A 24,459-nucleotide genomic window follows, 5' to 3' on the forward strand; every position below is an offset into this window, starting at 1 on the left:
GGATACGATCTCCGAACGCCGGACCGGATGCCAGTCTCGACAGGCGAGACGATGGTCACCCCGGCGTCACCGGGCCAGGCCCAGGTCGCCGTCGGCGGGCGGCTCGAAGAAGCGGGCGACGTCGGCGGCGGAGACCCCGGCCAGGGTGGCGGGGGACCAGCGCGGGTCGCGGTCCTTGTCGACGACCTGGGCGCGGATGCCCTCGACCAGGTCGTGGTGGGCCAGCGCGGCGCAGGAGATCCGGTACTCCTGGTCCAGGGTGGCGGCCAGCGAGGGCAGCGCGCGGGCCCGGCGCAGCGCGGCCAGGGTCACCTTGAGCATGGTCGGGGACTTGGCGCGCAGCTGCTCGACGGCGTCCAGGGCGGCGGGCAGGCCGGTGGCGCGCAGCCGGTCCAGGACCTCCTCGACGCTGTCGGCGGCGTAGCAGTGGTCGATCCAGCCGTGCTGCTCGGCGAGCGCCGAGTGCGGGGCGGGCGCGGCGAGTTCGGCGACGGCCTTGGCGGGGTCGTCCCCGGCGGCGAGCCGGTCGGCGAGGGCGGGCAGCGCGGCGGAGGGCACGAAGTGGTCGGCGAAGCCGCAGTGCAGGGCGTCACCGGCGGTCATGGTGGCGGCGGTGAGCGCGACGTGGGTGCCGAGCTCGCCGGGGGCCAGGGCCAGCAGGCGGCTGCCGCCGACGTCCGGGACCAGGCCGATCCGGGTCTCCGGCATGGCGACGGCCGAGCGCTCGGTGACCACCCGGACGCCCGCGTGCCCGGACAGGCCGACGCCGCCGCCCATGGTGATGCCGTCCATCAGCGCGACGTACGGCTTGGGGTAGCGGGAGATCAGCTCGTTGAGCGGGTACTCGACCCGGAAGAAGGCCCGGCCGCCGGCGCCGCCGCGCTTGGCGTCGTCGTGGATCGCCCGGATGTCGGCGCCCGCGCACAGGCCGCGCTCGCCCGCGCCGGTGAGCAGCACGGCCGTCACGGCCTCGTCGGCGGCCCAGGCGTCCAGGGCGGCCCGGACGGTCTCCAGCATGGCGTGGGTGAGGGAGTTGAGGGCGCGCGGCCGGTTGAGGGTGATCCGGCCGAGCGGGCCGGTCCGCTCGACCAGCACGTCCCGCTGGGTGTCCTGGGTGTCCTGGGTGTGCACCGTCACCGCTCCCGTCCGTCCGGAAAGTACGAAGATCCTCCGTCGCACCGTACCGGGCGTCCGGGAGCGGCGGTCGGCAGCCCCGTCAGGGGGCCCTCAGCAGGGGTGCAGCGGGGTGGCGAGCAGGACCGGGGCGGCGGCGGGGGCGAGCGGGCGCGGGGAGAAGGCGCAGAGCGCCACGGGGTGCGGGGCCAGCGGGAGGGCCTGGGCCTGGGGGACGGGCAGCAGCAGGTTGGCGGCGGCGAGCGCGGCTCCGCAGACCAGGGTGCGCAGCTTCATCATCGGGGGTTCCTCCGGGGAAGAGAGTTGTCCGCGAACGGTCGCGGCCTGCCCCTTCGGCGCCGGGCGTGGGAGGCCCGGCTCGGGGGGAGGTCGCTGGAATGTCGGGTCAACTTCTAGCGGTGGAGTGGTGTGCGGCCCCGGAATCTCACCCGTTCGGCGGCGTGCTGCGGACGCGCCGTTGACGGGTCCGCAGCACGCCGGAGGGATCGGTCCGCTGTCAGGTCGGCCGATCGTCCTTCCGGCGGATCAGCCGATGACCGTCCCGGTGACCTCGCCGAACCCGACCCGCAGACCCCCCGGCCCGGGGGCGGTCGCGGTGACGGACACCTCGTCGCCGTCCTCCAGGAAGGTCCGGCCGGTGCCGTCGGGGAGCTTGAGCGGCTGCTCGCCGTTCCAGGTCAGCTCGATCAGCGCGCCCCGGGTGTCCGGCCCGGGGCCGGAGACCGTGCCGGAGGCGTACAGGTCGCCGGTGCGCAGGCTCGCCCCGTTGGCGGTCAGGTGGGCGAGCTGCTGGGCGGCGGTCCAGTACATGGTGGCGAACGGGGGCCGGGAGACGGGGTGCCCGTTCAGCGAGACCTCCAGCGCCAGGTCCAGGCCCCAGGGCTCGGCCCCGCGGTCGTCCAGGTAGGGCAGCGGCGCCACGTCGCGGGCCGGCGGCTGCACCCGGGCGTGCTCCAGCGCGTCCAGCGGCACCACCCAGGGGGAGAGCGAGGTGGCGAAGGACTTGCCGAGGAACGGGCCGAGCGGGACGTACTCCCAGGCCTGGATGTCGCGCGCCGACCAGTCGTTGAGCAGGCAGACGCCGAAGACGTGCTCGGCGAAGTCCGCCAGCGCCACCGGGTGGCCCATCGAGCTGGGCGTGCCGACCACGAACGCGACCTCGGCCTCGATGTCCAGGCGGCGGGACGGGCCGAAGCTCGGCGCGGCGTCGGCGGGGGCCTTGCGCTGGCCGTGCGGGCGGACCACCGGGGTGCCGGAGACCACCACGGTGCCGGCCCGGCCGTGGTAGCCGATCGGCAGGTGCTTCCAGTTCGGGGTGAGCGGCTCCTGGCCGGGCCGGAAGAGCTTGCCCAGGTTGGTGGCGTGGTGCTCGGAGGCGTAGAAGTCGACGTAGTCGGCGACCTCGAACGGCAGGTGCAGCTCGACCTCCGCCAGCGGCAGCAGACAGGGCTCGACGGCCGCCCGGTGGGCCGGGTCGGTCAGCCAGGAGGTGAGCGCGGCGCGCACCGCCCGCCAGGTCGGACGGCCGGACGCCATCAGCGGGTTGAGGTTCTCCGCCTCCAGCAGCGCCGAGGACGGGCCGACCGCCCGGGCGGCCGCCCCGGCGTCCAGCACCAGCTCCCCGATCCGCACGCCGATCCGCCGCCGGCCGGGCCGGTCGGCGGCGGTGAACACGCCGTAGGGGAGGTTGTGGACGCCGAACGGGGAGTCGGCGGGCAGGTCGAGCCAGGCGGCGGTGGTCAAGGGGTCTCCAGGAGGCCGAGTCGGGCGAGGTCTTCCAGCGGCTCGGCGATGCTACAGGTGCCGAACGAGGTGAACGAGGCGCGGATGCCGGACACCTGACGCCCCGTCAGTGACTCGACGGCGGTGGCCAGTCGGGCCCCGTCCCGTTCGGCGAGCAGGGCGACGGCCTGCTCCCGGCTCGAACTCCCGGCCGCCAGGAGCAGGTTGAGGAAGCCGTGGTGCTCGTGGCCGGTGCCCGGGTCGGTGTACCGCACCGCGTGGTGCAGCCCCGCCGTGCACTTGTACGGCAGCGCGCGCTCCGCGCAGCCCCGCAGGAAGCCGGCCAGCTCGGCCACCGACGGGAAGGCCGCGTGCGCCAGGCCGCCGGTGCGGTACTTGGCGCGGTAGCGGGTGCCGGCCAGGGCGTCCAGGCCGTCCTCGATCCGCGCCGAGCGGGGCAGTTCGACGGCCGCCCCGACGCCGTCGGGCAGCAGCGCGTCCAACTCGGCCACCGCGGCCCGGACGTCCGGGCCCGCCGCGTACTCGACGGCGGTGACCGGCAGGCCGTCGGCGGCCTTCAGCGCCTCCGCCAGCCGGCCCGGTCCGACCACCAGGCCGACGGCGAACTCCGGCTCCAGCGCGCGCAGTTCGGCCAGCCGGTCGACCGGCGCGAGCAGCGGGCCGACCGCGTCGGCGTACCGGGCGGCGCGGTGCGCCCGGTGCGCCGGGACGGCCTCGGCCAGCGGCAGGTCGCCGGGCGGGAAGACCGCCGCGTCGTCGAACAGCCCGCGGTACAGCTCGGGTACGTTCATCGCCTCGCCCAGGTCCACGCGTAGTCCGGGTCCTCGCTGGCGGTGGCGGCCTCGCCGAGCTCCAGCGGGCGGAAGGTGTCCACCATCACCGCCAGCTCGTCGAAGAACTCCACGCCGATCGAGCGCTCGTACGCGCCCGGCTGCGGGCCGTGGGTGTGGCCGCCGGGGTGCAGCGAGATCGACCCCTGTCCGATGCCGGAGCCCTTGCGGGCCTCGTAGTCGCCGCCGCAGTAGAACATCACCTCGTCGCTGTCCACGTTCGCGTGGTAGTACGGCACCGGGATCGACAGCGGGTGGTAGTCCACCTTGCGCGGCACGAAGTTGCAGATCACGAAGTTGGTGCCCTCGAAGACCTGGTGGGCCGGCGGCGGCTGGTGCACCCGCCCGGTGATCGGCTCGTAGTCCGCGACGTTGAACGCGTACGGGTACAGGCAGCCGTCCCAGCCCACCACGTCGAACGGGTGGTGCGGCACCGTGTAGCGCGTCCCGACCACGCCGCCCGGCCCGCGGTGCTTGACCAGCACGTCCACCTCGCCGCCCTCGACCAGCAGCGGGCCCGCGGGGCCGCGCAGGTCCCGTTCGCAGAACGGCGCGTGCTCCAGCAGCTGGCCGAACTTCGACAGGTAGCGGCGGGCCGGGGCGATGTGGCTGTTGGCCTCGATGCAGTACGCGCGCAGCGGCCCGTCCCCGGTCGGCACCCAGCGGTGGGTGGTGGCCCGGGGGATCAGCACGTAGTCGCCCGGCCCCACCTCCAGCGCGCCGAACACCGTCTCCAGCACGGCCGTCCCGGACTCCAGGTACACGCACTCGTCGCCCAGCCCGTTGCGGTACAGCTCGCTGGGGGCGCCCGCCGCGACGTAGGAGATCCGCACGTCCGCGTTGCCGAGGACGAGCCGGCGGCCGGTGACGGCGTCCGCCGACTTCCACTCCTCGCCCGGGAACAGCTCGTGCAGTTTCAGGTGGCGGGGGAGCAGCGGGAGGTTGGCGGTGGTCGACTGGTCCGGCAGCTCCCACACCGAGGCGGCCGTCACCGCCGAGGGGATGTACCGGTGGTACAGCAGGGAGGAGTCCGAGGAGAAGCCCTCCTCGCCCATCAGCTCCTCGTAGTACAGGCCCCCCTCGGGGGTGCGGTGCTGGGTGTGCCGCTTGGGCGGCACCGAGCCCAGCTGCCGGTAGTACGCCATCGTCCCGCTTCTCCCTGTCGCCTGGGTGTGACTGCCCGTCAGAGGTTGCCGCGCCGGTCCTGCTCGCGCTCGATGGCCTCGAAGAGCGCCTTGAAGTTGCCCTTGCCGAAGCCCAGCGAACCGTGCCGCTCGATGAACTCGTAGAAGACGGTCGGCCGGTCGCCGATCGGCTTGGTGAAGATCTGCAGCAGGTAGCCGTCCTCGTCGCGGTCCACCAGGATGCCGCGCGACTGCAGCTCCTCGATCGGGACGCGGACGTGGCCGATCCGCTCGCGCAGCTCCGGGTCCTGGTAGTACGAGTCCGGGGTGGTCAGGAACTCCACGCCGCGCGCGCGCAGCACGTCCACCGTGGTCAGGATGTCGTTGGTGGCCAGCGCCATGTGCTGGCAGCCGGGGCCGGTGTAGAACTCCAGGTACTCGTCGATCTGCGACTTCTTCTTCGCGACGGCCGGCTCGTTCAGCGGGAACTTCACCCGGTGGTTGCCGCTCGCCACCACCTTCGACATCAGCGCCGAGTACTCGGTGGCGATGTCGTCGCCGACGAACTCCGCCATGTTCACGAAGCCCATCACCCGGTTGTAGAACGACACCCACTCGTCCATCCGGCCCAGCTCGACGTTGCCCACCGCGTGGTCCAGCGCCTGGAACAGCCGCTTCGGCGCGCCCTCGGGCCGGACCACCGTCGACGCGCGCGCCACGTAGCCCGGCAGGTACGGGCCGGTGTAGCGGGAGCGGTCGACCAGGGTGTGCCGGGTCTCGCCGTACGCGGCGATCGCGCCCCGGCGCACCGTGCCGTGCTCGTCCGAGACGTCGTTCGGCTCCTCCAGGACGGTGGCGCCCTGGGCGCGGGCGTGCGCGATGCACTTGTCCACGTCCGGGACCTCCATGGCCAGGTCGACCACGCCGTCGCCGTGCCGGCGGTGGTGGTCCAGCAGCGGGCTGTCCGGCGTCACCCCGCCCTCGATCACGAAGCGGCAGGAGCCCGAGCGCAGCACGAAGGACTTGCGGTCGCGGCGGCCGGTCTCCGGGCCCGAGTAGGCGACCAGCTCCATGCCGAACACGGCCTGGTAGAACTGCGCCGTCTGGGTCGCGTTGCCCACCACGAAGACGACCGCGTCCTGGGCGGTCACCGGGAACGGGTCGGTCGAGGCGTCGTACTCCACCAGGCCCACCAGGGTGCGCAACTGCTCGGCCGTCAGACCGGCCTGGAGCTCCTCGGGGGTCAGTTCAACAGCGGCGTCGGCGGTCATGGGGCATTCCTCCACGTCGAGGTCGGTTGCGCAGAGCTTGCTCCTGCTCGGTGAGGTGGGCAACAGGTCCGAATCCGGCTGCTCAATGTGTACAAGGTGAGCAGCCGGTCGGGGTGCGGGCTGTACGGATTGCTCAGTCACCGGCCGGTTCGCCTCCCCGGTCGCCCGCCCGCCCGCCGTCCCGCCCGCGCTCCGGTCCGGCGGGCAGCCGGCGGACGAACCAGCCGGCCGCCAGCTCGGCGACCGCGTCCAGCGCGCCCGGCTCCTCGAACAGGTGCCCGGCGCCCGGGACGACCTGGAGGGCGCCCTCGCCGCCCAGTTCGGAACGGGCCTGCCGGTTCCACTCCACCACCTCCTGGTCCGCCCCGCCCACGATCAGCAGGGTCGGCACCGTCACCAGCGGCAGCCGCGCCGCCGCCAGGTCCGGCCGGCCGCCGCGCGCCACGATCGCGTACGGCCCGCCGTCCGGCCCGCCGCCGTCCGGCCCGGCCGCCGCCCACAGGGCCGCCGCCGCGCCGGTGCTCGCCCCGAACCAGCCGTACGGCAGGCCCGCCAGCGCCGGGTGCCGCAGTGCCTCCCGGGTCGCCCCGGTCAGCCGCCCGCCCAGCAGGCCCGGGTCGAACACCTTCCAGCGCTCGTCCGCCTCGCCGGGCGCCAGCAGGTCGAACAGCACGGTCGCCAGCCGCTCCCGGTGCAGCCGGGCGGCGACCGCGCGGTTGCGCGGGCTGTCCCGGCCCGAGCCGCTGCCGTGCGCGAACAGCACGACGCCGCGCGGGCGTTCGGGCACCGCGAGGACGGCCGGGCCGGTGCCGAGCCGGAGCGCGTACGCGACGGGCGCGGACGCGGGGGCCGGGGCGAGCGCGGCCAGCACCTCGGCGTCGGTGGTCTGCCGGAAGTCCCGGTAGTACTCGCCCACGGCCCGGAAGCCCGCCGGGGTGTGCACGGCCAGGTAGCCGTCGGCCGCGTCGCCGAGCCGCCGCGCCCAGTCCGGCGGGGCGACCGGCACCGCCAGCACCACCCGCGCGGCGCCGCGCGCCCGGACGATCCGGCAGGCCGCCAGCGCGGACGAGCCGGTCGCCACCCCGTCGTCCACCACCAGCACCGTCCGCCCCGCCAGCGGCACCGGCGCCCGCCCGCCCCGGTAGAGCGCCGCGCGCCGGGCCAGCTCGGCCCGCTCCCGGGCCTCCGCCGCCGCGAACTCCCCCGGCCGGACGCCCGCCGCGTCCACCACCTCCTGGTTCACCACCCGGGCGCCGTCCTCGCCCACCGCGCCCATCGCCAGCTCCGGCTGCCCGGGCACCCCGACCTTGCGCACCACGCACACGTCCAGCTCAGCGCCGAGCGCGGCGGCGACCTCGGCGGCCACCGGCACGCCGCCGCGCGGCAGCGCGACCACGACGGCGTCGCGCAGGCCGGGGACGCGCTCCGGGTCGAGGGCCGCGGCGAGCCGGCGTCCGGCGTCGGTCCGATCGGTGAAGTGCATGGCGGAACCCCTTCCCCTCCCACGGTACGCGCGTAAGGAAAAAATAAGGGCAAACCGGCGGGTAGCGTTATTTACCGCCCAGGGCGGGTAGCGACCAATTGGCTCGCATGTCCTGACTACGAGGAGGTGGTCCAGGTGTCGACCCATGCGCCCTCGGGCATGGAACACCATCCGGACATCCTGGCCCTGCGTGAACACGCGGAGCGCGTCACATCCACCACCGCCGGGCAGGGGACGGAAGCACTCGCCGTCTGCGCCGGCCTGTTCCTGGCGATCTCCCCCTGGGTGGTCGGCTTCTCCGGCTTCACCGGGCTGGCCGTCAGCAACCTGGTGCTCGGCATCGCCTACGCCGTCCTGATGGCCGGCTACGGCTCCGCCTTCGGCCGCACCCACGCCCGGGCCTGGGCGTGCGTGGCGATCGGCGCCTGGACGGTCGTCGCCCCCTGGGCGGTCAACGGCGGAGCGCACATCCGCCGCACCATCCTGACCAACGTGATCACCGGCGGAGTCATGACCTGCCTGGCCCTGGCCGCGGTCGGCCTGGTCGCCGCGGGCATGTCCGGCCGACGCCGGTAGGACCCGGAACCGGGGCCCGGAAGCCCCCGGCACGGCGGGGCCCCCACGGGCCCCGCCGTCACGTGCGGACAATTTTCCGTCAAGTTCTGGTCAAAAAGCGGCTCGGACCGGAAATCGGCGTCGAGGCCCGTCGCACACGTCCCACCGGTGGTTCGTGCCCGGCCGGGAGCAGTGGTGATCCCGATTTCCCCGTCGAAACCTCCGGCCGCCCGGGCGGCCGGGACCGGACGCCCCGGGCGGCGCGGCGGGAGGGACGGAAGTGCAGGCCGGGGACGCCGGGGGCGGGGTGTGACGGGTGGGGCGCAGGTTGGCCGGGACCACACTCACCACATCGTGGGAAGCCGGGAAACAGTGGTGCCTCGCGCCGGGCCGGACCACCGTCCGGACCGGACACCGCCCGGGCCACCGTTCCGGGCGGACCCACGAGCCCTCAGGAGGGGATATGCGCACCGAGATCACCGTGCAGTCCGACACCGCCGACCTCGACCTGGACCTCCGCATCGCGGACGTCGCGGAGCAGACCCAGGAGTTCGGCCGGGGCACCTACACCTCGCCGAGCAGCTACGCCATCGGCACCCGCTGCCCGGTCTGCTGCTGACCGGACGGCTGTGCGCGCGGGGCGGGTTGCGGCCCGCCCCGCGCGCTCCCGCCCGCCGGGCGGCTCGTCCCGCCCGGACGCCCTCCTTCCCGCCCGCGAAGCTCTTCCCACCCGCGAACCCGAGGGGCCCCACGAACGTGCGCGCAGAGCTGGACCTGTTCGAAGTCCGGGAACCGGTGCTGGTGCGGACGGCCGGCACCCCGCGGACCGGCGCCGAGCCCCGGATCGACCCGGCCGACCCCGCCCCGGGCGCCCGCCGCCTGGCCGCCGACCCGCTGCTGCGGCAGGCCGTCGAGGTCGCCAGCGGCAGCCTCGCGCTCAGCCTCCGGCGGCTCGCCGAACCCGGCGGCGCCGCCGCCCTGGGCCGCAAGCGCACCGTCAGCGCCGCCCGCACCCTGACCCGCTACGCCCGCCGCGCGGGCGGCCGGCCCACCCCGTTCGGCCTGTTCGCCGGCGTCGGCCGGGCCCGGTTCGGCGCCGTCGCCAAGATCCCGCCGCCCGGCCCCGGCCGGGTCCGGGTCCGCCTCGACGGCGGCTGGCTGCACCGCCGGGTGCTGGACTGGCTCGCCGTGCCCGAGGTCCGCCGCCGGGTCGACGTGGTCCTCGACGACCTGTGCGTGCTGCGCGACGGCCGCCTGCTGCGGCACACCGGCGAACGCGAGGTCTCGGTGCGCGACAACGCCCTGGTCGCCCGGGTCCGGGAGGCCGCCGCCCGCCCCGTCGGGTACGCCGACCTGCTGGCCGACCTGGCCGGCCGCTTCCCCGCCGTGGCCCCCGGACGGATCGACGGCCTGCTCGCCGGACTCGTCCAGCACGGCTTCCTGCTCACCTCGCTCACCCCGCACCGGATCGACGACGCCCTGCTGGACCGGATCGACGCCGCCCTCGACGGCGCCCTCCCCGCGGCCGCGGAAGGACTGCGCGCCGTCCGGGCCGCCGCGACCGCCCACGAACGCGACCGCCCCGGCGCGGGCCTGGCCTCCTGGCGGCACCTGCTGGACCGCGTCCGCGCCCTCGACCCCGACGGCCGCGCGGGCGAACGCCCGCCCGTCCAGGTCGACCTGCGCACCGGCGCCGACCTGGTGCTGCCCGAGGAGGTCGGCGCCGAGGCGCGCCGCTACGCCGCCGCGATCTGGGCGATCACCCCCGAGTGGACCACCCTGCACCACCTGCGCGACTACCGGGACCGCTTCGTCGAGCACTACGGCACCGCGAGCGCCGTCCCGCTCGCCGACCTCGCCGACCCGCACCGCGGCCTCGGCCTGCCGCCCGAGTACGGCGGCGCCGCGCCCGCGCACTCCCGCTCCGGGCCCGGCCAGGACGCCGACCGGCCGCGCCGCAACGCCGTCGCCGAACTCGTCCAGCAGGCCGTGCTGGCGGGCGGAGACCTGGTGCTCGACGACGCCGACATCGACCGCCTCGCCGACGCCGCCGGCCACGCCCCCGGCGGCAGCCGCCCGCCGCGCACCCTGGAACTCTGCTTCCAGCTCCTCGCCGACTCCGCCGCCGCCCTCGACCGCGGCGAGTTCCTGCTGCTCGGCAGCCCGCACACCGGCTCCTGGACGGCCGGGGCCACCGCCGGCCGGTTCGCCGACCTGGCCGGCCTCACCGACGGCCTGGCCGCCCTCGCCGCCGGGCCCGCCGACGGGCGGGCGCTGCCCGTCCAGGTCGAACTCGCCCCGCGCGACCCGCGTTCGCTCAACCTCGTCCAGGTGCCGCCGCTGCTGCCGCACCGCCTGCCGATCGGCGTCGCCGCCGACCGCGGCGACCCGCACTGCCTGGACTGGCGCACCCTGCTGGTCGCCGCCGGCGAGGACGGCCTGCGCCTGCTGCACCCGGACACCGGCCGCCCGGTCGTCCCGGTCCTCCCGCACATGCTCGCCCTGGACGCGCAGGCCCCGCCCGTCGCCCGCTTCCTGGCCGACCTGGCCGCCGCCCGCCCCCGGGTCTGGTCCGGCTGGGACTGGGCGGGCCTGGACACCCTGCCCTACCTGCCCGCCGTCCGCTACGGCAAGGTCCTCACCACCCCGCGCCGCTGGCTGCCCGGCCGCCGCCTGCGCGACGCCGCCCGCACCGCCGGACCCGCCGCCTGGACGGACGGACTGCGGGCCTGGCGCGAGCGCTACCGGGTGCCCGACCGGCTCCAACTCGCCAGCAACGACCGGACCTTCCCGATCGACCTGCGCGAGAGCTGGGACGCCGACCTGCTGCGCGCCGAACTCACCGCCCCCGAACCGAGGTTCCAGCTCTTCCAGGACCTCACCGCCGACGGCGCCGGACTCGGCTGGAACCACGGCCACAGCACCGAGATCGTCGTCCCGCTGTTCCGCGCCGCCCGCCCGGCCCCCGCCGACGCCGCCGCCGACGCCCGGCCGCCGCTCGCCAGGTCCGCGGTCCGCACCGCCCCCACCCGGGTCCACCTCCCCGGCGAGGACTGGCTGTTCGCCAAGCTGTACGCCGAACCCGGCACCCACGACACCCTGCTCGCCGAGCACCTGCCCGCGCTGCTCGCCGAGGTCGAGGACGACGTCGACCGCTGGTTCTTCCTCCGCTACCGCGACCCCGAACCCCACCTGCGGCTGCGCCTGCACGGCGACCCCGCCGCGCTGGCCGGCCGCGTCCTGCCCGCCCTCACCCGGCACGTGCGCCGACTCGTCGGGAACGGCGCGCTGCGCACCATGGCGCTCGACGCGTACCGGCCCGAGACCGACCGCTACCTCGGCCCGGACGCCCAGGAGAGCGCCGAACGGCTCTTCCAGACCGACAGCCGCTCCGCGCTGCTCCAACTGCGGGCCCGCCGCGCCGGAGCCGCCGCCGTCCCCGACGAGGTGCTCGCCGCCGTCGGCCACGCCGTGCTGCTGGACTCGCTCGGCGACTGGGACTGGTGCGCCTGGGCGGTCCACCTGTTCGAGAAGGGCGACGACCACCGCGCCTACCAGCGCCACCGCGCCCTGGCCGACCGGCTGATCCGGCCCGGCGACGCCGCCCGGCACGCCGCCGAACACCTCGGCGTCCCCGACCTCGCCCCGCTCTGGACCGACTCCCCGGCCCCGCGCGACTTCGGCCGACTGCTGCTCGCCGCACCCGAGGCCGACCGCGACGAGGCGGTCATGTCGCTGCTGCACATGCGGCACAACCGCCTGTTCGGCATCGACCCGGCCGCCGAGGCCCGCGGCTACGCCGTCCTGCGCGGCGCCGCCCGGACGCTGACCGGCCGGGCGGCGCACGGCGGGCGGCGGGAGTGACGACCCGTCGGACCGCCCGTCCCCGACCCGCCACCGACGACCGGAGCCCCCGATGACCGCCGCTGTACCGATGACCGCCGCCGTGCCCGCGGAACGCGCCCGGTCGCGCGAGGCCGCCGGGCGGCTGTCCGACCTGATCCTGGACCGGCTCGCCGACCCCGCCGCGACCGCGGCCGCCACCCGGATACCCGCCGAAGCCGCGGACGGCGGGGCGGCGGGCGGCGGCGCGGGCGAGAACGTCTGGGCCGAACTGACGCTCGGCAGCGGCAGCCCCGGGCTCTCCCTGGCGTTCAGCGGCGGCGCCCGGCCCGGCACCGAGCGGACGGCCCGGGCGCACGGCTACCTGGCGGTGGCGACCCGGGCCGCCGCCGACGGCGACACCGTGCCCAGCGGGATCTTCAAGGGCCCCGGCGCGCTCGCGTTCGCCGTGCTGGCCGCCCACCGCGCCACCGGCGGCTACACCACCGCGCTGCACCGGCTCGACGCCTACCAGCGGCAACTGGTGCGCACCGCGCTGCCCGCCGTCCCGCCCGGCCCGCTGGCCACCATCGGGCACTACGAGGTGGTGCGCGGCATGACCGGCGTCGGCCGCTACCTGCTGGCCCGCGCCGAGACCTGCGGCCCGGAGCTGGAGCAGGTCCTCGGCTACCTGATCGCGCTGGCCCGCGGCACCACCCGCCACCGCGGCGCCCGCGTCCCGCGCTGGTGGGCGCTGGACGCGCCCCGGGCCGGCTCCGAGCACCTGCTGCCGGACGGCCACCTCAACCTCGGCCTCTCGCACGGCGTCGCGGGCCCGCTGATGCTGCTCGCGCTGGCCTGGCGCGACGGCGTCCGGCTGCCCGGCCACCGGGAGGCGCTGGAGGAGACCGCCGACCTGCTGGTGCGCTGGGCGGTGCGCGACGGGCACGGCACCTACTGGCCCGGCTACCTCGGCCTCGACGCGTACCTGGCCGGCCCCGACGCGTACCGCGAGCCCGCCGGCTGGCCGTCCTGGTGCTACGGCGCGCCCGGCGTCTCGCGCGCCCTGCAGACCGCCGGGGCCGTCCTGGACCGGCCGGACTGGACGGCCACCGCCCGCGACTCGGTCGAGCGGCTGCTGCGCCTGCCGCTCGACGACTGGGGCGTCGCCGACCACGCGCTGTGCCACGGCTGGGCCGGTGCGCTGCACCAACTCGGCCGCCTGAACGAGCACTTCGCCGACGAGCGGATCGAGCGGCGGCGCGACGAGACCGCCACCCGGCTGCTGGACGCCTTCGACCCGGACGCCCCGTTCGGCCTGCGCTTCACCATGACCCGCCGGCCCTTCGCCAGCGACGTCTCCGGCTACCTGGACGGGGCGGCCGGTGTCGCGCTCGCCCTCGACTCGTACGCGGTCGGCGGCACCCCGCGCGACTGGGACATGCCGCTGCTGCTGTCCTGACCGGCGGCCGACCGACCGGCCGCCCGCCGACCGGCCGCCCGCCGGCCGCCCGCCGGTCGGCCGCCCGTCCGTCCGTCAGTCGGCGTCCCGCGGGCGGGTCATCCGCAGCACGTCGAGCGCCGCGTCGAGCTGCGCCTCGGTGAGCAGGCCGCGCTCCACGTAGCCCCGGTCGAGGACCACCTCGCGGATGGTCCGGCGCTCGGCCAGCGACTGCTTGGCGACCTTCGCGGCCTCCTCGTAGCCGAGGTACCGGTTGAGCGGGGTGACCACGGACGGGGAGGACTCGGCGTACTCGCGGGCCCGGTCGACGTTCGCGGTGAGGCCGTCCACCGCCCGGTCCGCCAGCAGGCGGGCCGAGGTGGCGAGCAGGCGGATCGACTCCAGCACGTTCCGGGCGATCACCGGGAGCATCACGTTGAGCTCGAAGTTCCCGCTCGCACCGGCCACCGTGACGGTGGTGTCGTTGCCGATCACCTGGGCGGCGACCATCAGCACCACCTCGGGCAGGACCGGGTTGACCTTGCCCGGCATGATCGAGGAGCCGGGCTGGAGGTCGGGCAGGTTGATCTCGGCCAGGCCGGTGCGCGGGCCGGAGCCCATCCAGCGCAGGTCGTTGGCGATCTTGGTGAAGCCCGCGGCGATCGTGCGGAGCTGGCCGCTGAGCTCGACCAGGCCGTCCCGGGCGCCCTGGGCCTCGAAGTGGTTGCGGGCCTCGGTCAGCGGCAGGCCGGTGGCGCGGGCCACCTCGGCGATGACGGCGGCCGAGAAGCCCGGCGGGGTGTTGATGCCGGTGCCCACCGCCGTGCCGCCGAGCGGGAGTTCGGCGACCCGGGGGAGCGTCGCGCGCAGCCGCTCGACGCCGTACCTGACCTGGGCCGCGTAGCCGCCGAACTCCTGGCCGAGCGTCACCGGCGTGGCGTCCATCAGGTGGGTGCGGCCGGACTTCACCGTCTCGGCGTGCTCCGCGGACTTGGCCTCCAGCGCCCGCGCCAGGTGCTCCAGGGCCGGGACCAGCTCGTGCAGGACGGCGCCCGTCGCGGCGATGTGGATCGAGGACGGGAAGACGTCGTTCGAGGACTGCGAGGCGTTGACCTGGTCGTTGGGGTGGACCGGGCGGCCCAGGCGCTCGGCGGCCAGAGTGGCGATCACCTCGTTGGCGTTCATGTTGGAGGAGGTGCCGGAGCCGGTCTGGAACACGTCCACCGGGAACTCGTCGTCCCAGCGCCCCTCGGCGACCTCCTCGGCCGCGGACCCGATCGCCGCCGCGGTCTCCGCGTCGAGCACGCCGAGCCCGGCGTTGACGGTGGCCGCCGCCGCCTTGATCCGGGCCAGCGCCGCGATGTGGGCGCGCTCCAGGCGCTGCCCGGAGACCGGGAAGTTCTCCACCGCGCGCTGGGTCTGCGCCTGCCACTTGGCCGCCGCCGGGACGCGGACCTCGCCCATCGAGTCGTGCTCGGTCCGCCACTGCTGCTGTTCGTGCTGTCCGTCCGCCATGGTCGGTACACCTCCTGGACCGGTCAGCCTTCCACGGACGCCCGGCATTCCCGGCGCGCCGCCGCCGCGTGTCGGCGGACCGGGCCGGCGGACCGGGCCCGCCGTGGCGCCCTTGACCGCGCGGCGTACCGACCGGTAGGGACAGCGGTGACGCACCCGCGCCTACCCCGAACACGCCCGAACACCCCCGCGCACCCCCCGTACCCTCCGAGGAGCCCGCCCATGGCCACCGCCGCACCCGCCGGCCGCCCCGACCCGCTCGACCTGCTCGGCGTCGACGAACTGCTCACCGAGGACGAGCGGCTGATCCGCGACACCGTCCGCGCGTTCACCGACCGGCACGTCCGCCCGCACCTCGCCGACTGGTACGAGCGGGGCACCTTCCCGGTGCGCGAACTCGCCCCGGAACTCGGCAAGCTGGGCGTCCTCGGGATGCACCTGGAGGGCTACGGCTGCACCGGGTCGACCGCCACCGAGTACGGGGTGGCCTGCATGGAGCTGGAGGCCGCCGACTCGGGGCTGCGCAGCTTCGTCTCGGTGCAGGGCTCGCTCGCCATGCGCTCGATCCACGCCTTCGGCTCGGAGGAGCAGAAGCGGCACTGGCTGCCGGAGTTGGCCGCCGGACGGGCCGTCGGCTGCTTCGGGCTGACCGAGCCGGAGGCCGGCTCCGACCCGGCCTCGATGCGCACCCGGGCCCGGCGCGACGGCACCGACTGGGTCCTGGACGGCGCCAAGCTGTGGATCACCAACGGCTCGGTCTCCGACGTCGCGGTGGTCTGGGCCGGCACCGAGGACGGCGTGCGCGGCTTCCTCGTCCCGCGCGGCGCCCCCGGCTTCACCGCCCGCGACATCCCCGGCAAGCTCTCCCTGCGCGCCTCCGTCACCAGCGAACTCGCCTTCGACGGCGTCCGGTTGCCCGCCGACGCGGTGCTCCCGACGGCCCGCGGCCTGCGCGCCCCGCTCTCCTCGCTCGGCGAGGCCCGCTACGGCATCCTGTGGGGCACCGTCGGCGCCGCCCGGGACTGCTACCGGGCCGCGGTCGACTACGCCCGCGACCGGGTCCAGTTCGGCCGCCCGATCGGCGGCTTCCAGCTGACCCAGCAGAAACTCGTCGACATGGCACTGGAGTTGGAGAAGGCGTACCTGGTCGCGGTCCGGATCGGCCGGCTCAAGGACGAGGGCCGGGCGCAGGCCGCGCACATCTCCTTCGGCAAGCTCAACAACGTCCGCACCGCGCTGGAGATCGCCCGCACCGCCCGCACGATCCTCGGCGCCAACGGCATCACCACCGCCTACCCGGTGCTCCGGCACGCCAACAACCTGGAGTCGGTGCTCACCTACGAGGGCACCTCGGAGGTGCACACCCTGGTCCTCGGCGAGGCGATCACCGGCGAATCCGCCTACCGCTGACCGGAGTCCGCCGGCCGGCGCACCGGACCGGCGGCGGGGCCGTCCGCGCGCACCGCCGGTCCTCCCGCCGGGTGGTCGCGGGTCCGCCGGAAGTCGGGGGCCCGGCCCCCGGTCTCCGACTTCCGGCGGACCCCGCTCGGTACCTGGTGCGCATGGATCGGGCCCCCGCCCGCACCCACCATGGAGGGGAAGGACCGGAACGGCGGGAAAAGGGACGAGGGGCGATGGGCGGCGGACGGACGGCGGCGACGGTGGTGCTCGGCGGAGCGGCGGCGGCGATGCTGCTGGTGATGGTGGCGCCCGCCGCGATCCAGCGGGCGCAGGACCGGATGGACCAGACCGTCCGCTACCCCAGCGGAGCCGCCGCCAAGGCCGACCGCACCGAGGTGCCGCGCTGGCTCCCCGACTCCGCCACCGGCATCGCCTTCCTGGCCCCCGGCGAGCAGGGCGAGCGGCTGATCCGCGCCACCCTCCCGGGCCGCGCGCTGCCCGCCGACTGCACCCCGGCGAGCCCGGCGCCCGACCCGCACCTGCGCGCCCACTGGTTCCCGACCGACACCCCGCGCCGGGCCACCGCGCACTGCGGGCAGTACGACGTCGCCCTGGTCGGCGACCAGCTCTACGGCTGGCGCGGCGCCCCGGCCACCGCCGGGGCCCGCACCGCCGGGCCGACCGGGTAGCCGCCGACCGGGTAGCCGCCGAGCGGGCGGCGGCCGAGCGGGTGCCGGGTGGCGGCCCGGCGGGTCCGGTTTCCGCCCGGGCGGGTGGATGGGATAGGACGGTGCGCACACCCGCCATCCGTGAGGAGCCCCATGCCAGGCCCGACCGTCGACCCCGACGGCGACCAGACCGCATCCGACCTCCCGCTCCGGCCGGAGGAGGTGGGCGCGGAGACCCCGCGGCCCGCCCCGTTCGCCACCGCCACCGTGATCACCCTGGGCTGCCTGGTCGCGCTGGGGCCGTTCACCACCGACCTCTACCTGCCCGCGCTGCCCGACCTGACCGCCGACCTGCACTCCACCGCCCCGGCCGCCCAGCTCACCCTGACCGGCTCGCTGCTCGGCATGGTGCTCGGCCAGCTGCTGTTCGGCCCGCTCAGCGACCGCCTCGGCCGCCGCCGCCCGATCCTCACCGGCCTGGCCGCGTACACCGCCGCCAGCCTGCTGTGCGCGTTCGCCGACTCGATGCCGCTGCTGGTGGCCGGCCGGGTGGTGCAGGGCGCCGCGGGCTCCGCCGCGCTGGTGGTGGCCCGGGCGGTGGTCCGGGACCGGCTGGAGGGCACCGCGATGATCCGGTTCCTGGCCACCATGGGCCTGATCTCCGGCCTCGCCCCGATCGTCGCCCCGCTGGCGGGCGCCCAACTGCTGCACGTCACCGACTGGCGCGGCACCTTCGTCGCCCTGGCCCTGCTCGGCGCGGTGCTCACCGCGGCCTGCGCCCTCGGCGTCCGCGAGACGCTGCCGCCCGAGCGGCGGCACGGCGGCGGCCTCGGCACCACCGTCCGGGCGATCGGCGGGCTGCTGCGCGACCGGGTGTTCCTCGGCTACCTGCTGGTCAGCACCTTCGCGTTCGGCGCGCTGTTCGCGTACGTCGGCGGCTCCTCGGTGGTGCTCCAGGAGGTGTACCGGATCACCCCGCAGACCTACAGCCTGGTCTTCGCGGTGAACTCGATCGCGCTGCTGGCGGTCACCCAGTTCAACGGGCGCTTCCTGGTGCACCGGTACTCCGAGCGGACGCTGCTGGTCTGCGGCCTGTCCGCCGCGGCGCTGGCCGGGGCCGCCGTGGTGCTGTGCACCACGGTGTGGGACACCGGGCTGGCCGGGGTGTGGCCCGCGCTGACCGTGCTGATGGGCGCGATGGGCGTCATCCTGCCGAACGCCAACGGCCGGGCGCTGACCATGGCCCCGCACGCCGCCGGTTCGGCGTCCGCGCTGCTGGGCACCGGCACCTACCTGTGCGGCGCGGTGGTCGCCCCGCTCAGCAGCCTGGGCGGGCGGCCGTCGGCGACGGTGCTCGGCGCGGTGGTGCTGGGCTGCGCGGTGCTGGCGCTGGCGTCCTTCCTGCCGCTGTGCCGGGAGCGCTGAGCGGCCGGGCTCCCCGTGGTTCCGGGCCCTCCGGCGGTTCCGGACTCCCCGTGGTTCCGGGCCCCCCGGTGGTTCCGGAAGCGGCCCGGCCCGGCCGGTGGCGGGGTGCCACCGGCCGGGCCGGGTCCGGGGGTGGAGCGGGGGTCAGGCGATCGAGAAGTCGTCGCCGTAGACCGCGCCCTGGCCGTACCAGCCGTGCAGGTAGACCGTGACGGTGCCGTTGGCGCCGGTGGTGAACGGGACGGTCAGCTTGGTCCAGGAGGTGCCGTTCGCCCAGGAGGAGGCGGTGGCGCCGCCGCTGACGCCGACGTACGAGTACGGGCCCTGGACCCAGGCGGTCAGGGTGTACGCGTGGTTCGGGGCCAGGGTGACGGTCTGGTCGCACTCACCGGTGGCGCCCGCGGTCGGGACGGCCTTCAGGGCCTTGGAGCCGCCGTGCACCGGGGAGGTGACGACCGCGCCGCCGCTCTGGCAGGTCCACGGGGCGAGGTTGCCGCTCTCCAGGTCGCCGTTGGCCAGGCCGGTGGGCGGCGGGGTGGTGCCGGTGACGGTCAGCGCGTAGGTGGCGGTGTGGGTCTTGCCCGCGCCGGTGCCGGTGACGGTCAGGGTGTAGGTGCCCGGGGCCGCCGAGGCGGTGGTGGAGACGTTCAGGGTGGCGGAGCCGCCCGCGGTGACGCTGGAGGCGCTGAGCGCGGCGGTGACGCCGGCCGGGGCGCCGGAGACGGTCAGGTTGACGGTCGCGGCGGTGCCGGAGGTGACGGCGGTGCCGACCGTCGCGGAGGTGGCGGCGCCGGCGGCGACCGAGCCCGCGGCGGGCGACAGCGCGACCGAGAAGTCGGAGGCGGTGCTGCCGCCGGTGACGGTCAGGGTGTAGGTCGCCGAGTGGGTGCCGCTCGCGCCGGTGCCGGTCACGGTCAGCGGGTAGCTGCCGTTGGCGACGCCCGGGGCGGTGGAGACGTTCAGGGTGGCCGAGCCGCCCGCGGTGACGGTGGAGGCGCTGAGCGACGCGGTGACGCCGGCCGGGGCGCCGGTCACCGACAGGTTGACGCTCTGGGCCGAGCCGGAGGTGACGGCGGTGTTGACCGTCGCGGAGGTGGCGCCGCCGGCGGTGACCGAGCCGGTGGCCGGGCTCAGCGCCACCGAGAAGTCGTTGGCCGGGACGGAGGAGCTGGTGAACTTCGAGAAGATGTGGCTGAAGTCCCAGGTGCCCTGCGCGATGCCGGAGCAGCTGTCCGAGCCGGCGGTGCCCGGGCAGCCGCCGTTGTCGCGCTGCAGCGCCCAGAAGGACAGCGTGTTGATGCCCTTGGAGACGGCCCAGTTGTAGACCGTGGTGGCGTTGGCGACGGTGAAGGTCTCGGCCGGGCCGTAGTCGTCGATGCCGGCCATCTCGGTGATGCCGATCGAGTTCCACAGCTGGGCGGAGGTCTTGGTCGGGTACAGCTTCGCCAACTGGTTGTACAGGCCCTGCGCGGAGGTCTGGGTGTCCGCCGCCATGTCGTGCGAGGCGCCGTCGTAGTAGTCGAAGGTCATCATGTTGACGACGTCGATCCGCGCGTTGTTGGTGACCGCGTTCTTGAGCACCGCCAGGCCGCTGGAGGCCAGGCCGCTGGTGGTGGTCGGCAGGGTGTAACTGAACTGGATGCTGCGGCCGTTGGCGGCGGCCCAGTCCTCGACGATCTTGATCGCCTTGTTGCGGCGGTCGATGCCGGCCGTGTTGGTCAGCGAGTTGTCCTCGATGTCCAGGTCGATCCGGGAGACGTCGTAGGTGGTGATCAGGTTCTCGAACTGGGCGGCGATCTGGTTGACGTCCGTGCAGGAGTCGGCGATCTCGGTGCCGGTGTTGTCGGCGGTGTAGCCGCCGAAGGACGGGATCACGTCGCCGCCGTTGGCGCGGATGGTGGCGATGTCGGCGCCGAACACCGAGTTCGAGATCGGCATCGAGGTGTCGCCGTTCCACAGGGCGGTGCAGGAGCCCTTGGTGGCGGCCTGGAGGAACGCCATGGTCAGGTGCTTGGCACCGGACTGGGCGGCCAGGGCGGCCGGGCTCTCGCCGGTCCACGCCTCGAAGTACGGGGCGAAGACGTGCTGCGGCAGCGGGGTGGCGGCCTGCGCGGGGGCGGAGATCAGCCCCAGCGAGGCGGCCGCCATCGCGCCGGTGGCGAGCAGCGCTTGGAGTGGTCGGTGAAGGCGCATCGAGTCTCCATCAGGCATGGGAGGGGGGCCCGCGTGCCGGTGCTCGGGCACGGGGGCGTGGATCGGCCTGGTACAGGGAGTGCCGGGGTGGTGCGGGGCAAGGCTCGCCCCGGCCGGTGGTCACACCCCCACGATGCGTCCCGGTCGGGAAGTACAGCGGACTCATGTTTGGTCTGGACCACTGCATCTGTCAAGACTCTTTACAGTTCGCTGGGGCGGCCCTCCGAGAGCTTTGCCAACCCTTGGGAATCAGGGTCCTGACGTGCCGTCGGCCCCGCACCCGACTGCTCGGTGCGGGGCCGACGGGCGGCGCGGATCAGCTCAGGCCGCTGGACTTCAGCCAGTCCTTGGCGACCGCCGCCGGGTCCTCCTTGTCCACCGCGACGCGCTTCATCAGCGCGGTCAGCCCGGCCGTGTCGAGCTTCGCGGAGACCGCGTTCAGCGCGGCCGTCCCGGTGGCGTCCAGACCGCCGGTGTTCACCAGCGGGGTGACGTTCTGCGAGCTGAACACGTTCTTCGGGTCGTCCAGCGACACCAGCTTCAGCTGGACCACCTTCGGGTCGGTGGTGAACACGTTGCCGACCTGGACGGTGCCGTCCTTCAGCGCGTTGGCGGTGGTGTCGCCGGTCGGCTTCCACTCCTTGAAGGTCAGCCCGTAGGCGTCCTTGAACTGCTGCTCACGACGGGACTTGAACTCCGGCGGCCCGCCGACCACCAGGTCCTGCGCCTTGCCCGCCAGGTCGGCTATCGACTTCACGCCCAGCTTGTCGGCGGTCTCCTGGGTGACCGTCAGCGAGTCCTTGTCCTCGGCCGCCGCCGAGTCCAGGATCGCCAGCCCGGCCGGCAGCTTGGCCTTCAGCTCGGCGTTCACCTGGTCCTCGCTGGCGGCGGTCGACTTGGCGTCCAGGTAGGCCAGCAGCGCGCCGTTGTACTCCGGCAGCACCGTCAGCGCGCCCGACTGCAACTGCCCGTACAGCAGCTCGCGGCTGCCGATGTTGAACTTCTCCTCCACCTTCACGCCCTTGGCCTGCAGGGCCTGCGAGTAGATCGAGGCGAGCAGCACGTTCTCCGGGAAGTTCGCCGAGCCGACCACCACGGTCTTCCCGGAACCGCCCGCCGGGCTGGAGGGCCCGCCGGAGGTCGCCGGGGCGGAGGACTTCGCGGCCAGCGGGTCGCCGCCGCCGGAGGAGGAGCAGGCCGCCGCGCCCGTCAGCAGGAGGGCGGCGAGGGCGATTCTGACCGGACGGGTCGTCATGGGGATTCCTTCACGAGTGCGGGGGAGCCCGCGGGGTCGTCGGTGTCTACGGGTACGGGTTCTGCGGTGGTGCGGCCGGCGCGCGCGCCGGGCGGCGACGCGAGCCGGATGAACAGGGCGAACAGCAGTTGGACGGCCACCGCCAGCAGCACCACCAGCAGGGCGCCGCCGACCGTGGTCGGGAAGTCGCGGGTGGCCAGCCCGTCGATCACGTACCGGCCCAGGCCGCCCAGGCCGACGTACGCGGCGACCGTGGCGGTCGCGATCACCTGCACCGACGCCGTCCGCACCCCCGCCAGCAGGGTCGGCGCGGCGGCCGGCACGCACACCCGCAGCAGCGTCTGCGGGTGGGTCAGGCCGATGCCGCGGGCCGCGTCCCGGACGTCCGGGTCGGTGCCGCGCACCCCCTCGGCGGCGGCCACCAGCATCGGCGGCGCGGCCAGCGCCGTCAGCGGCAGCAGCACCGCCGTCTCGCCGACGCCCGCCAGCAGCACCGCCAGCGTCACCAGGCCCAGGGTCGGCAGGGCGCGCGCGACGCCGGCCAGCGCCGTCACCAGGAACAGGCCGCGCCCCGAGTAGCCGATCAGCAGGCCCAGCGGCAGCGCCACCAGCGCGGCCAGGCCCAGCGCCTCGGCGGAGAACACCAGGTGCTCCAGCACCCGGTGCAGGATCGAGTCCGGACCCGAGCGGTGCGCCGGGTCGGCGAAGAAGTCGTGCAGCCAGCCCAGCCAGTTCACCGCGCCACCCCCCGTGACCACGGCGCCAGCACCCGGCGGGCCGCCAGCAGCACCAGGTCGGCGGCCAGCGCCAGCAGCGCCACCAGGGCGATCCCGGCCAGGATCGGCGTCGGGAAGGTCCGCTGGAAGCCGTCCACGAACAGGTAGCCCAGCCCGCCCCGGCCGACCAGCGCCCCCACCGCCGCCAGCGAGATCGAGGACACCGCGGCGACCCGCAGCCCCCCGATCAGGTACGGCACCGAGGCCGGCAGCTCGACCGCCGCCAGCCGCCGCCACGGGCCGTAGCCCATCGCGGTGGCCGCCTGCCGCACGGGCTCCGGCACCGCGCGCAGCCCGTCCACCGCGGTCGGCAGCAGCACCGCCAGCGCGTAGCAGGTCAGCGGCACCATCACGGTCTCCCGGGTGGCCAGCCCCGTGTACGGGATCAGCACCACGAACACCGCCAGCGAGGGCAGCGCGTACACCACGTTGAACACCGCGGCCAGCGGCTGGTACAGCCGGGGGAAGCGCGCGCAGGCCAGGCCCAGCGGCAGCGCCAGCAGCAGCGCGATCAGCACCGGCACCAGCGCGATCACCGCGTGGTCGGCCGTCAGGTCGCCCAGGTAGCCGAGGTGGTCACCGAGCCAGCGCCAGCGGATCAGCGGCTCACCGTCCAGCATGCGGCACCTGCGCAGACTCGGGGGAGCTTCCGGCCGGGGCCTGCGCGGCCTCCGCGGCCGGGGCCTCCGCGGCCGGTGCGGCCTGGCTCAGGGCCAGCGCCTCGACGACGGCGGCGCGGCTCGCGGTGCCGACCGCCCGGCCCTCGGCGTCCACCGCGACGGCCAGGCCGGACGGGGCGAGCAGGGCCGCGTCCAGCGCGGAGCGCAGCGAGTCCCGGGACGGCGCGAAGACCGGGGCCGGGTGGCGTTCGGCGCCGCGCGCCCAGTGCTCCGGGCGGCCCTCCGGGTCGAGCGCCAGGGTCCACTCGCCGTAGGAGGGCCGGAGCCCGTCCAGCGGGACGGTGCCGGCCGGGCGCAGGCCCAGCCCGCGCAGGCCGCGGTCGCGGCCCAGGAAGGCGGCCACGCCGTCGTCCGCCGGGGCGGTCAACAGGGTGTGCGGGTCCGCGAGTTGGGCGATCTCGCCGTGCTCGCGGAGCACCACCACCCGGTCGCCGAGCCGGACCGCTTCCTCGATGTCGTGCGTCACGAACAGCACCGTCTTGCCCAGTTCGGCCTGTAGGCGCAGCAGTTCCTCCTGGAGCCCGGCGCGCACCAGCGGGTCGACCGCGCTGAACGGCTCGTCCATCAGCAGCACCGGCGGATCGGCCGCCAACGCCCGTGCCACGCCCACCCGTTGCTGCTGGCCGCCGGAGAGCTGCGCCGGGTAGCGGCGGGCGGTCTCCGGCGACAGGCCGACCAGCTCCAGCAGTTCGGCGGCCCGGGCCCGGGCCCGCTTGCGGTCCCAGCCGAGCAGCCGGGGCACCGTCGCCACGTTGTCGATCACCCGGCGGTGCGGGAACAGCCCGGCCTGCTGGATCACGTACCCGATGCCGCGCCGCAACTGCGCCGCGGGCAGCCCCGCCACGTCCGTCCCGTCCAGCAGCACCCGCCCGGCGGTGGGCACCACCATCCGGTTGACCATCCGCAGGATGGTCGTCTTGCCGCAGCCGGACGGCCCGACCAGCACGGTGGTCCGGCCCGCCGGCACGTCCAGGTCCAGGCCGCGGACGGCGACCGTGCCGTCGGGGTGGCGCTTGGCGGCGCCCTCGAATCTGATCACGGAAGGGTCCTCGGAAGGTCGGCCGGAACGGCTGGCTCGGCCGGAACGGCGCTGTGCCCGGCGCGCACGGCCGGCACAGGTATCGAACAATGGTCTGAATGCGT

20 protein-coding genes are annotated in these 24,459 nt (G+C 75.4%); 7 read left to right on the forward strand and 13 right to left on the reverse strand.

The genetic code is table 11. The features are described from left to right. Positions 1–66: 66 nt before the first annotated feature. The 7 genes from ACIQVD_RS08850 to ACIQVD_RS08880 all read right to left on the reverse strand — a co-directional run bounded on the left by ACIQVD_RS08850 (position 67) and on the right by ACIQVD_RS08880 (position 7,585). On the reverse strand, positions 67–1,137 hold the full coding sequence (locus ACIQVD_RS08850; protein WP_402287146.1) for an enoyl-CoA hydratase/isomerase family protein: 1,071 nt from the start codon (positions 1,135–1,137) through the stop codon (positions 67–69). Between the two features lie 90 nt (positions 1,138–1,227). Further along, complete coding sequence (locus ACIQVD_RS08855; protein WP_100839678.1) at positions 1,228–1,413, reverse strand: hypothetical protein; 186 nt, start codon at positions 1,411–1,413, stop codon at positions 1,228–1,230. Positions 1,414–1,659: 246 nt separating this feature from the next. Next, on the reverse strand, positions 1,660–2,877 hold the full coding sequence (gene fahA / locus ACIQVD_RS08860) for a fumarylacetoacetase (RefSeq protein ID WP_402287149.1): 1,218 nt from the start codon (positions 2,875–2,877) through the stop codon (positions 1,660–1,662). After that, on the reverse strand, positions 2,874–3,686 hold the full coding sequence (locus tag ACIQVD_RS08865; protein WP_402287152.1) for a hypothetical protein: 813 nt from the start codon (positions 3,684–3,686) through the stop codon (positions 2,874–2,876). Before ACIQVD_RS08865 ends, fahA begins: the two co-directional genes overlap by 4 nt. Further along, entirely contained in the window at positions 3,665–4,852 is a 1,188-nt protein-coding gene (locus tag ACIQVD_RS08870; RefSeq protein ID WP_402287154.1) for a homogentisate 1,2-dioxygenase, read from the reverse strand. The genes ACIQVD_RS08865 and ACIQVD_RS08870 overlap by 22 nt, the downstream gene beginning before the upstream one ends. A gap of 38 nt (positions 4,853–4,890) precedes the next feature. Next, a complete protein-coding gene (gene hppD, locus ACIQVD_RS08875) occupies positions 4,891–6,102 on the reverse strand; it encodes a 4-hydroxyphenylpyruvate dioxygenase (protein WP_400678852.1) in 1,212 nt (403 codons plus the stop codon). A 133-nt stretch (positions 6,103–6,235) separates the two neighbouring features. Continuing rightward, positions 6,236–7,585, reverse strand: coding sequence for a phosphoribosyltransferase family protein (locus ACIQVD_RS08880; RefSeq protein ID WP_402287156.1), 1,350 nt, complete (start codon positions 7,583–7,585; stop codon positions 6,236–6,238). Between the two features lie 135 nt (positions 7,586–7,720). Between ACIQVD_RS08880 and ACIQVD_RS08885 the strand changes: the two genes are divergently transcribed. The 4 genes from ACIQVD_RS08885 to ACIQVD_RS08900 all read left to right on the forward strand — a co-directional run bounded on the left by ACIQVD_RS08885 (position 7,721) and on the right by ACIQVD_RS08900 (position 13,424). Continuing rightward, the gene (locus tag ACIQVD_RS08885) at positions 7,721–8,161 is read left to right on the forward strand and encodes an SPW repeat protein (protein ID WP_400678854.1); all 441 of its coding nucleotides are present in this window, start codon (positions 7,721–7,723) and stop codon (positions 8,159–8,161) included. A 442-nt stretch (positions 8,162–8,603) separates the two neighbouring features. Further along, the gene (lanA, locus tag ACIQVD_RS08890) at positions 8,604–8,759 is read left to right on the forward strand and encodes an SCO0268 family class II lanthipeptide (protein ID WP_100839673.1); all 156 of its coding nucleotides are present in this window, start codon (positions 8,604–8,606) and stop codon (positions 8,757–8,759) included. A 137-nt stretch (positions 8,760–8,896) separates the two neighbouring features. Further along, the gene (locus ACIQVD_RS08895) at positions 8,897–12,004 is read left to right on the forward strand and encodes a lantibiotic dehydratase (RefSeq protein ID WP_402287159.1); all 3,108 of its coding nucleotides are present in this window, start codon (positions 8,897–8,899) and stop codon (positions 12,002–12,004) included. 52 nt (positions 12,005–12,056) lie between these two features. Then, entirely contained in the window at positions 12,057–13,424 is a 1,368-nt protein-coding gene (locus tag ACIQVD_RS08900; protein WP_402287163.1) for a lanthionine synthetase C family protein, read from the forward strand. 75 nt (positions 13,425–13,499) lie between these two features. Here the strand turns inward: ACIQVD_RS08900 and ACIQVD_RS08905 are convergent, their stop codons facing one another. Continuing rightward, complete coding sequence (locus ACIQVD_RS08905) at positions 13,500–14,918, reverse strand: class II fumarate hydratase (protein ID WP_400678857.1); 1,419 nt, start codon at positions 14,916–14,918, stop codon at positions 13,500–13,502. A gap of 222 nt (positions 14,919–15,140) precedes the next feature. Here ACIQVD_RS08905 and ACIQVD_RS08910 point away from each other — a divergent pair, with 222 nt between their 5' ends. From ACIQVD_RS08910 to ACIQVD_RS08920, 3 genes are all read left to right on the forward strand, one after another. Then, positions 15,141–16,328: an acyl-CoA dehydrogenase family protein gene (locus ACIQVD_RS08910; protein ID WP_400678858.1), complete on the forward strand. Its 1,188-nt coding sequence runs from the start codon at positions 15,141–15,143 to the stop codon at positions 16,326–16,328. A 224-nt stretch (positions 16,329–16,552) separates the two neighbouring features. Next, positions 16,553–17,008, forward strand: coding sequence for a hypothetical protein (locus ACIQVD_RS08915; protein ID WP_402287166.1), 456 nt, complete (start codon positions 16,553–16,555; stop codon positions 17,006–17,008). Between the two features lie 132 nt (positions 17,009–17,140). Beyond that, on the forward strand, positions 17,141–18,412 hold the full coding sequence (locus ACIQVD_RS08920; RefSeq protein ID WP_400678861.1) for a multidrug effflux MFS transporter: 1,272 nt from the start codon (positions 17,141–17,143) through the stop codon (positions 18,410–18,412). 144 nt (positions 18,413–18,556) lie between these two features. On the opposite strand, the gene ACIQVD_RS08925 is transcribed toward ACIQVD_RS08920, so the two are convergent. From ACIQVD_RS08925 to ACIQVD_RS08945, 5 genes are all read right to left on the reverse strand, one after another. Beyond that, entirely contained in the window at positions 18,557–20,605 is a 2,049-nt protein-coding gene (locus ACIQVD_RS08925) for a glycosyl hydrolase family 18 protein (RefSeq protein ID WP_402287170.1), read from the reverse strand. Positions 20,606–20,921: 316 nt separating this feature from the next. Then, positions 20,922–21,860, reverse strand: coding sequence for an ABC transporter substrate-binding protein (locus tag ACIQVD_RS08930; protein ID WP_400678864.1), 939 nt, complete (start codon positions 21,858–21,860; stop codon positions 20,922–20,924). After that, positions 21,857–22,618, reverse strand: coding sequence for an ABC transporter permease (locus ACIQVD_RS08935; RefSeq protein WP_402287173.1), 762 nt, complete (start codon positions 22,616–22,618; stop codon positions 21,857–21,859). The genes ACIQVD_RS08930 and ACIQVD_RS08935 overlap by 4 nt, the downstream gene beginning before the upstream one ends. Continuing rightward, the gene (locus ACIQVD_RS08940; RefSeq protein ID WP_400678866.1) at positions 22,594–23,256 is read right to left on the reverse strand and encodes an ABC transporter permease; all 663 of its coding nucleotides are present in this window, start codon (positions 23,254–23,256) and stop codon (positions 22,594–22,596) included. The genes ACIQVD_RS08935 and ACIQVD_RS08940 overlap by 25 nt, the downstream gene beginning before the upstream one ends. Then, positions 23,243–24,355 carry an ABC transporter ATP-binding protein gene (locus ACIQVD_RS08945; RefSeq protein WP_402287177.1) on the reverse strand — a complete coding sequence of 371 codons (1,113 nt, stop codon included), beginning with the start codon at positions 24,353–24,355 and terminating at the stop codon, positions 23,243–23,245. Before ACIQVD_RS08945 ends, ACIQVD_RS08940 begins: the two co-directional genes overlap by 14 nt. Positions 24,356–24,459 lie beyond the last annotated feature (104 nt).

The sequence above is a fragment of the Kitasatospora sp. NPDC090308 genome (assembly GCF_044769485.1).
Lineage (GTDB): Bacteria > Actinomycetota > Actinomycetes > Streptomycetales > Streptomycetaceae > Kitasatospora > Kitasatospora fiedleri.

What these genes read in the sequence shown, in the direction of transcription:
- ACIQVD_RS08855 (WP_100839678.1), bottom strand. Translation starts at nt 1,413, where the DNA reads ATGATGAAGCTGCGCACCCTGGTCTGCGGAGCCGCGCTCGCCGCCGCC.
- ACIQVD_RS08870 (WP_402287154.1), bottom strand. Translation starts at nt 4,852, where the DNA reads ATGGCGTACTACCGGCAGCTGGGCTCGGTGCCGCCCAAGCGGCACACC.
- hppD (WP_400678852.1), bottom strand. Translation starts at nt 6,102, where the DNA reads ATGACCGCCGACGCCGCTGTTGAACTGACCCCCGAGGAGCTCCAGGCC.
- ACIQVD_RS08880 (WP_402287156.1), bottom strand. Translation starts at nt 7,585, where the DNA reads ATGCACTTCACCGATCGGACCGACGCCGGACGCCGGCTCGCCGCGGCC.
- lanA (WP_100839673.1), top strand. Translation starts at nt 8,604, where the DNA reads ATGCGCACCGAGATCACCGTGCAGTCCGACACCGCCGACCTCGACCTG.
- ACIQVD_RS08900 (WP_402287163.1), top strand. Translation starts at nt 12,057, where the DNA reads ATGACCGCCGCTGTACCGATGACCGCCGCCGTGCCCGCGGAACGCGCC.
- ACIQVD_RS08905 (WP_400678857.1), bottom strand. Translation starts at nt 14,918, where the DNA reads ATGGCGGACGGACAGCACGAACAGCAGCAGTGGCGGACCGAGCACGAC.
- ACIQVD_RS08910 (WP_400678858.1), top strand. Translation starts at nt 15,141, where the DNA reads ATGGCCACCGCCGCACCCGCCGGCCGCCCCGACCCGCTCGACCTGCTC.
- ACIQVD_RS08915 (WP_402287166.1), top strand. Translation starts at nt 16,553, where the DNA reads ATGGGCGGCGGACGGACGGCGGCGACGGTGGTGCTCGGCGGAGCGGCG.
- ACIQVD_RS08920 (WP_400678861.1), top strand. Translation starts at nt 17,141, where the DNA reads ATGCCAGGCCCGACCGTCGACCCCGACGGCGACCAGACCGCATCCGAC.
- ACIQVD_RS08925 (WP_402287170.1), bottom strand. Translation starts at nt 20,605, where the DNA reads ATGCGCCTTCACCGACCACTCCAAGCGCTGCTCGCCACCGGCGCGATG.
- ACIQVD_RS08930 (WP_400678864.1), bottom strand. Translation starts at nt 21,860, where the DNA reads ATGACGACCCGTCCGGTCAGAATCGCCCTCGCCGCCCTCCTGCTGACG.
- ACIQVD_RS08940 (WP_400678866.1), bottom strand. Translation starts at nt 23,256, where the DNA reads ATGCTGGACGGTGAGCCGCTGATCCGCTGGCGCTGGCTCGGTGACCAC.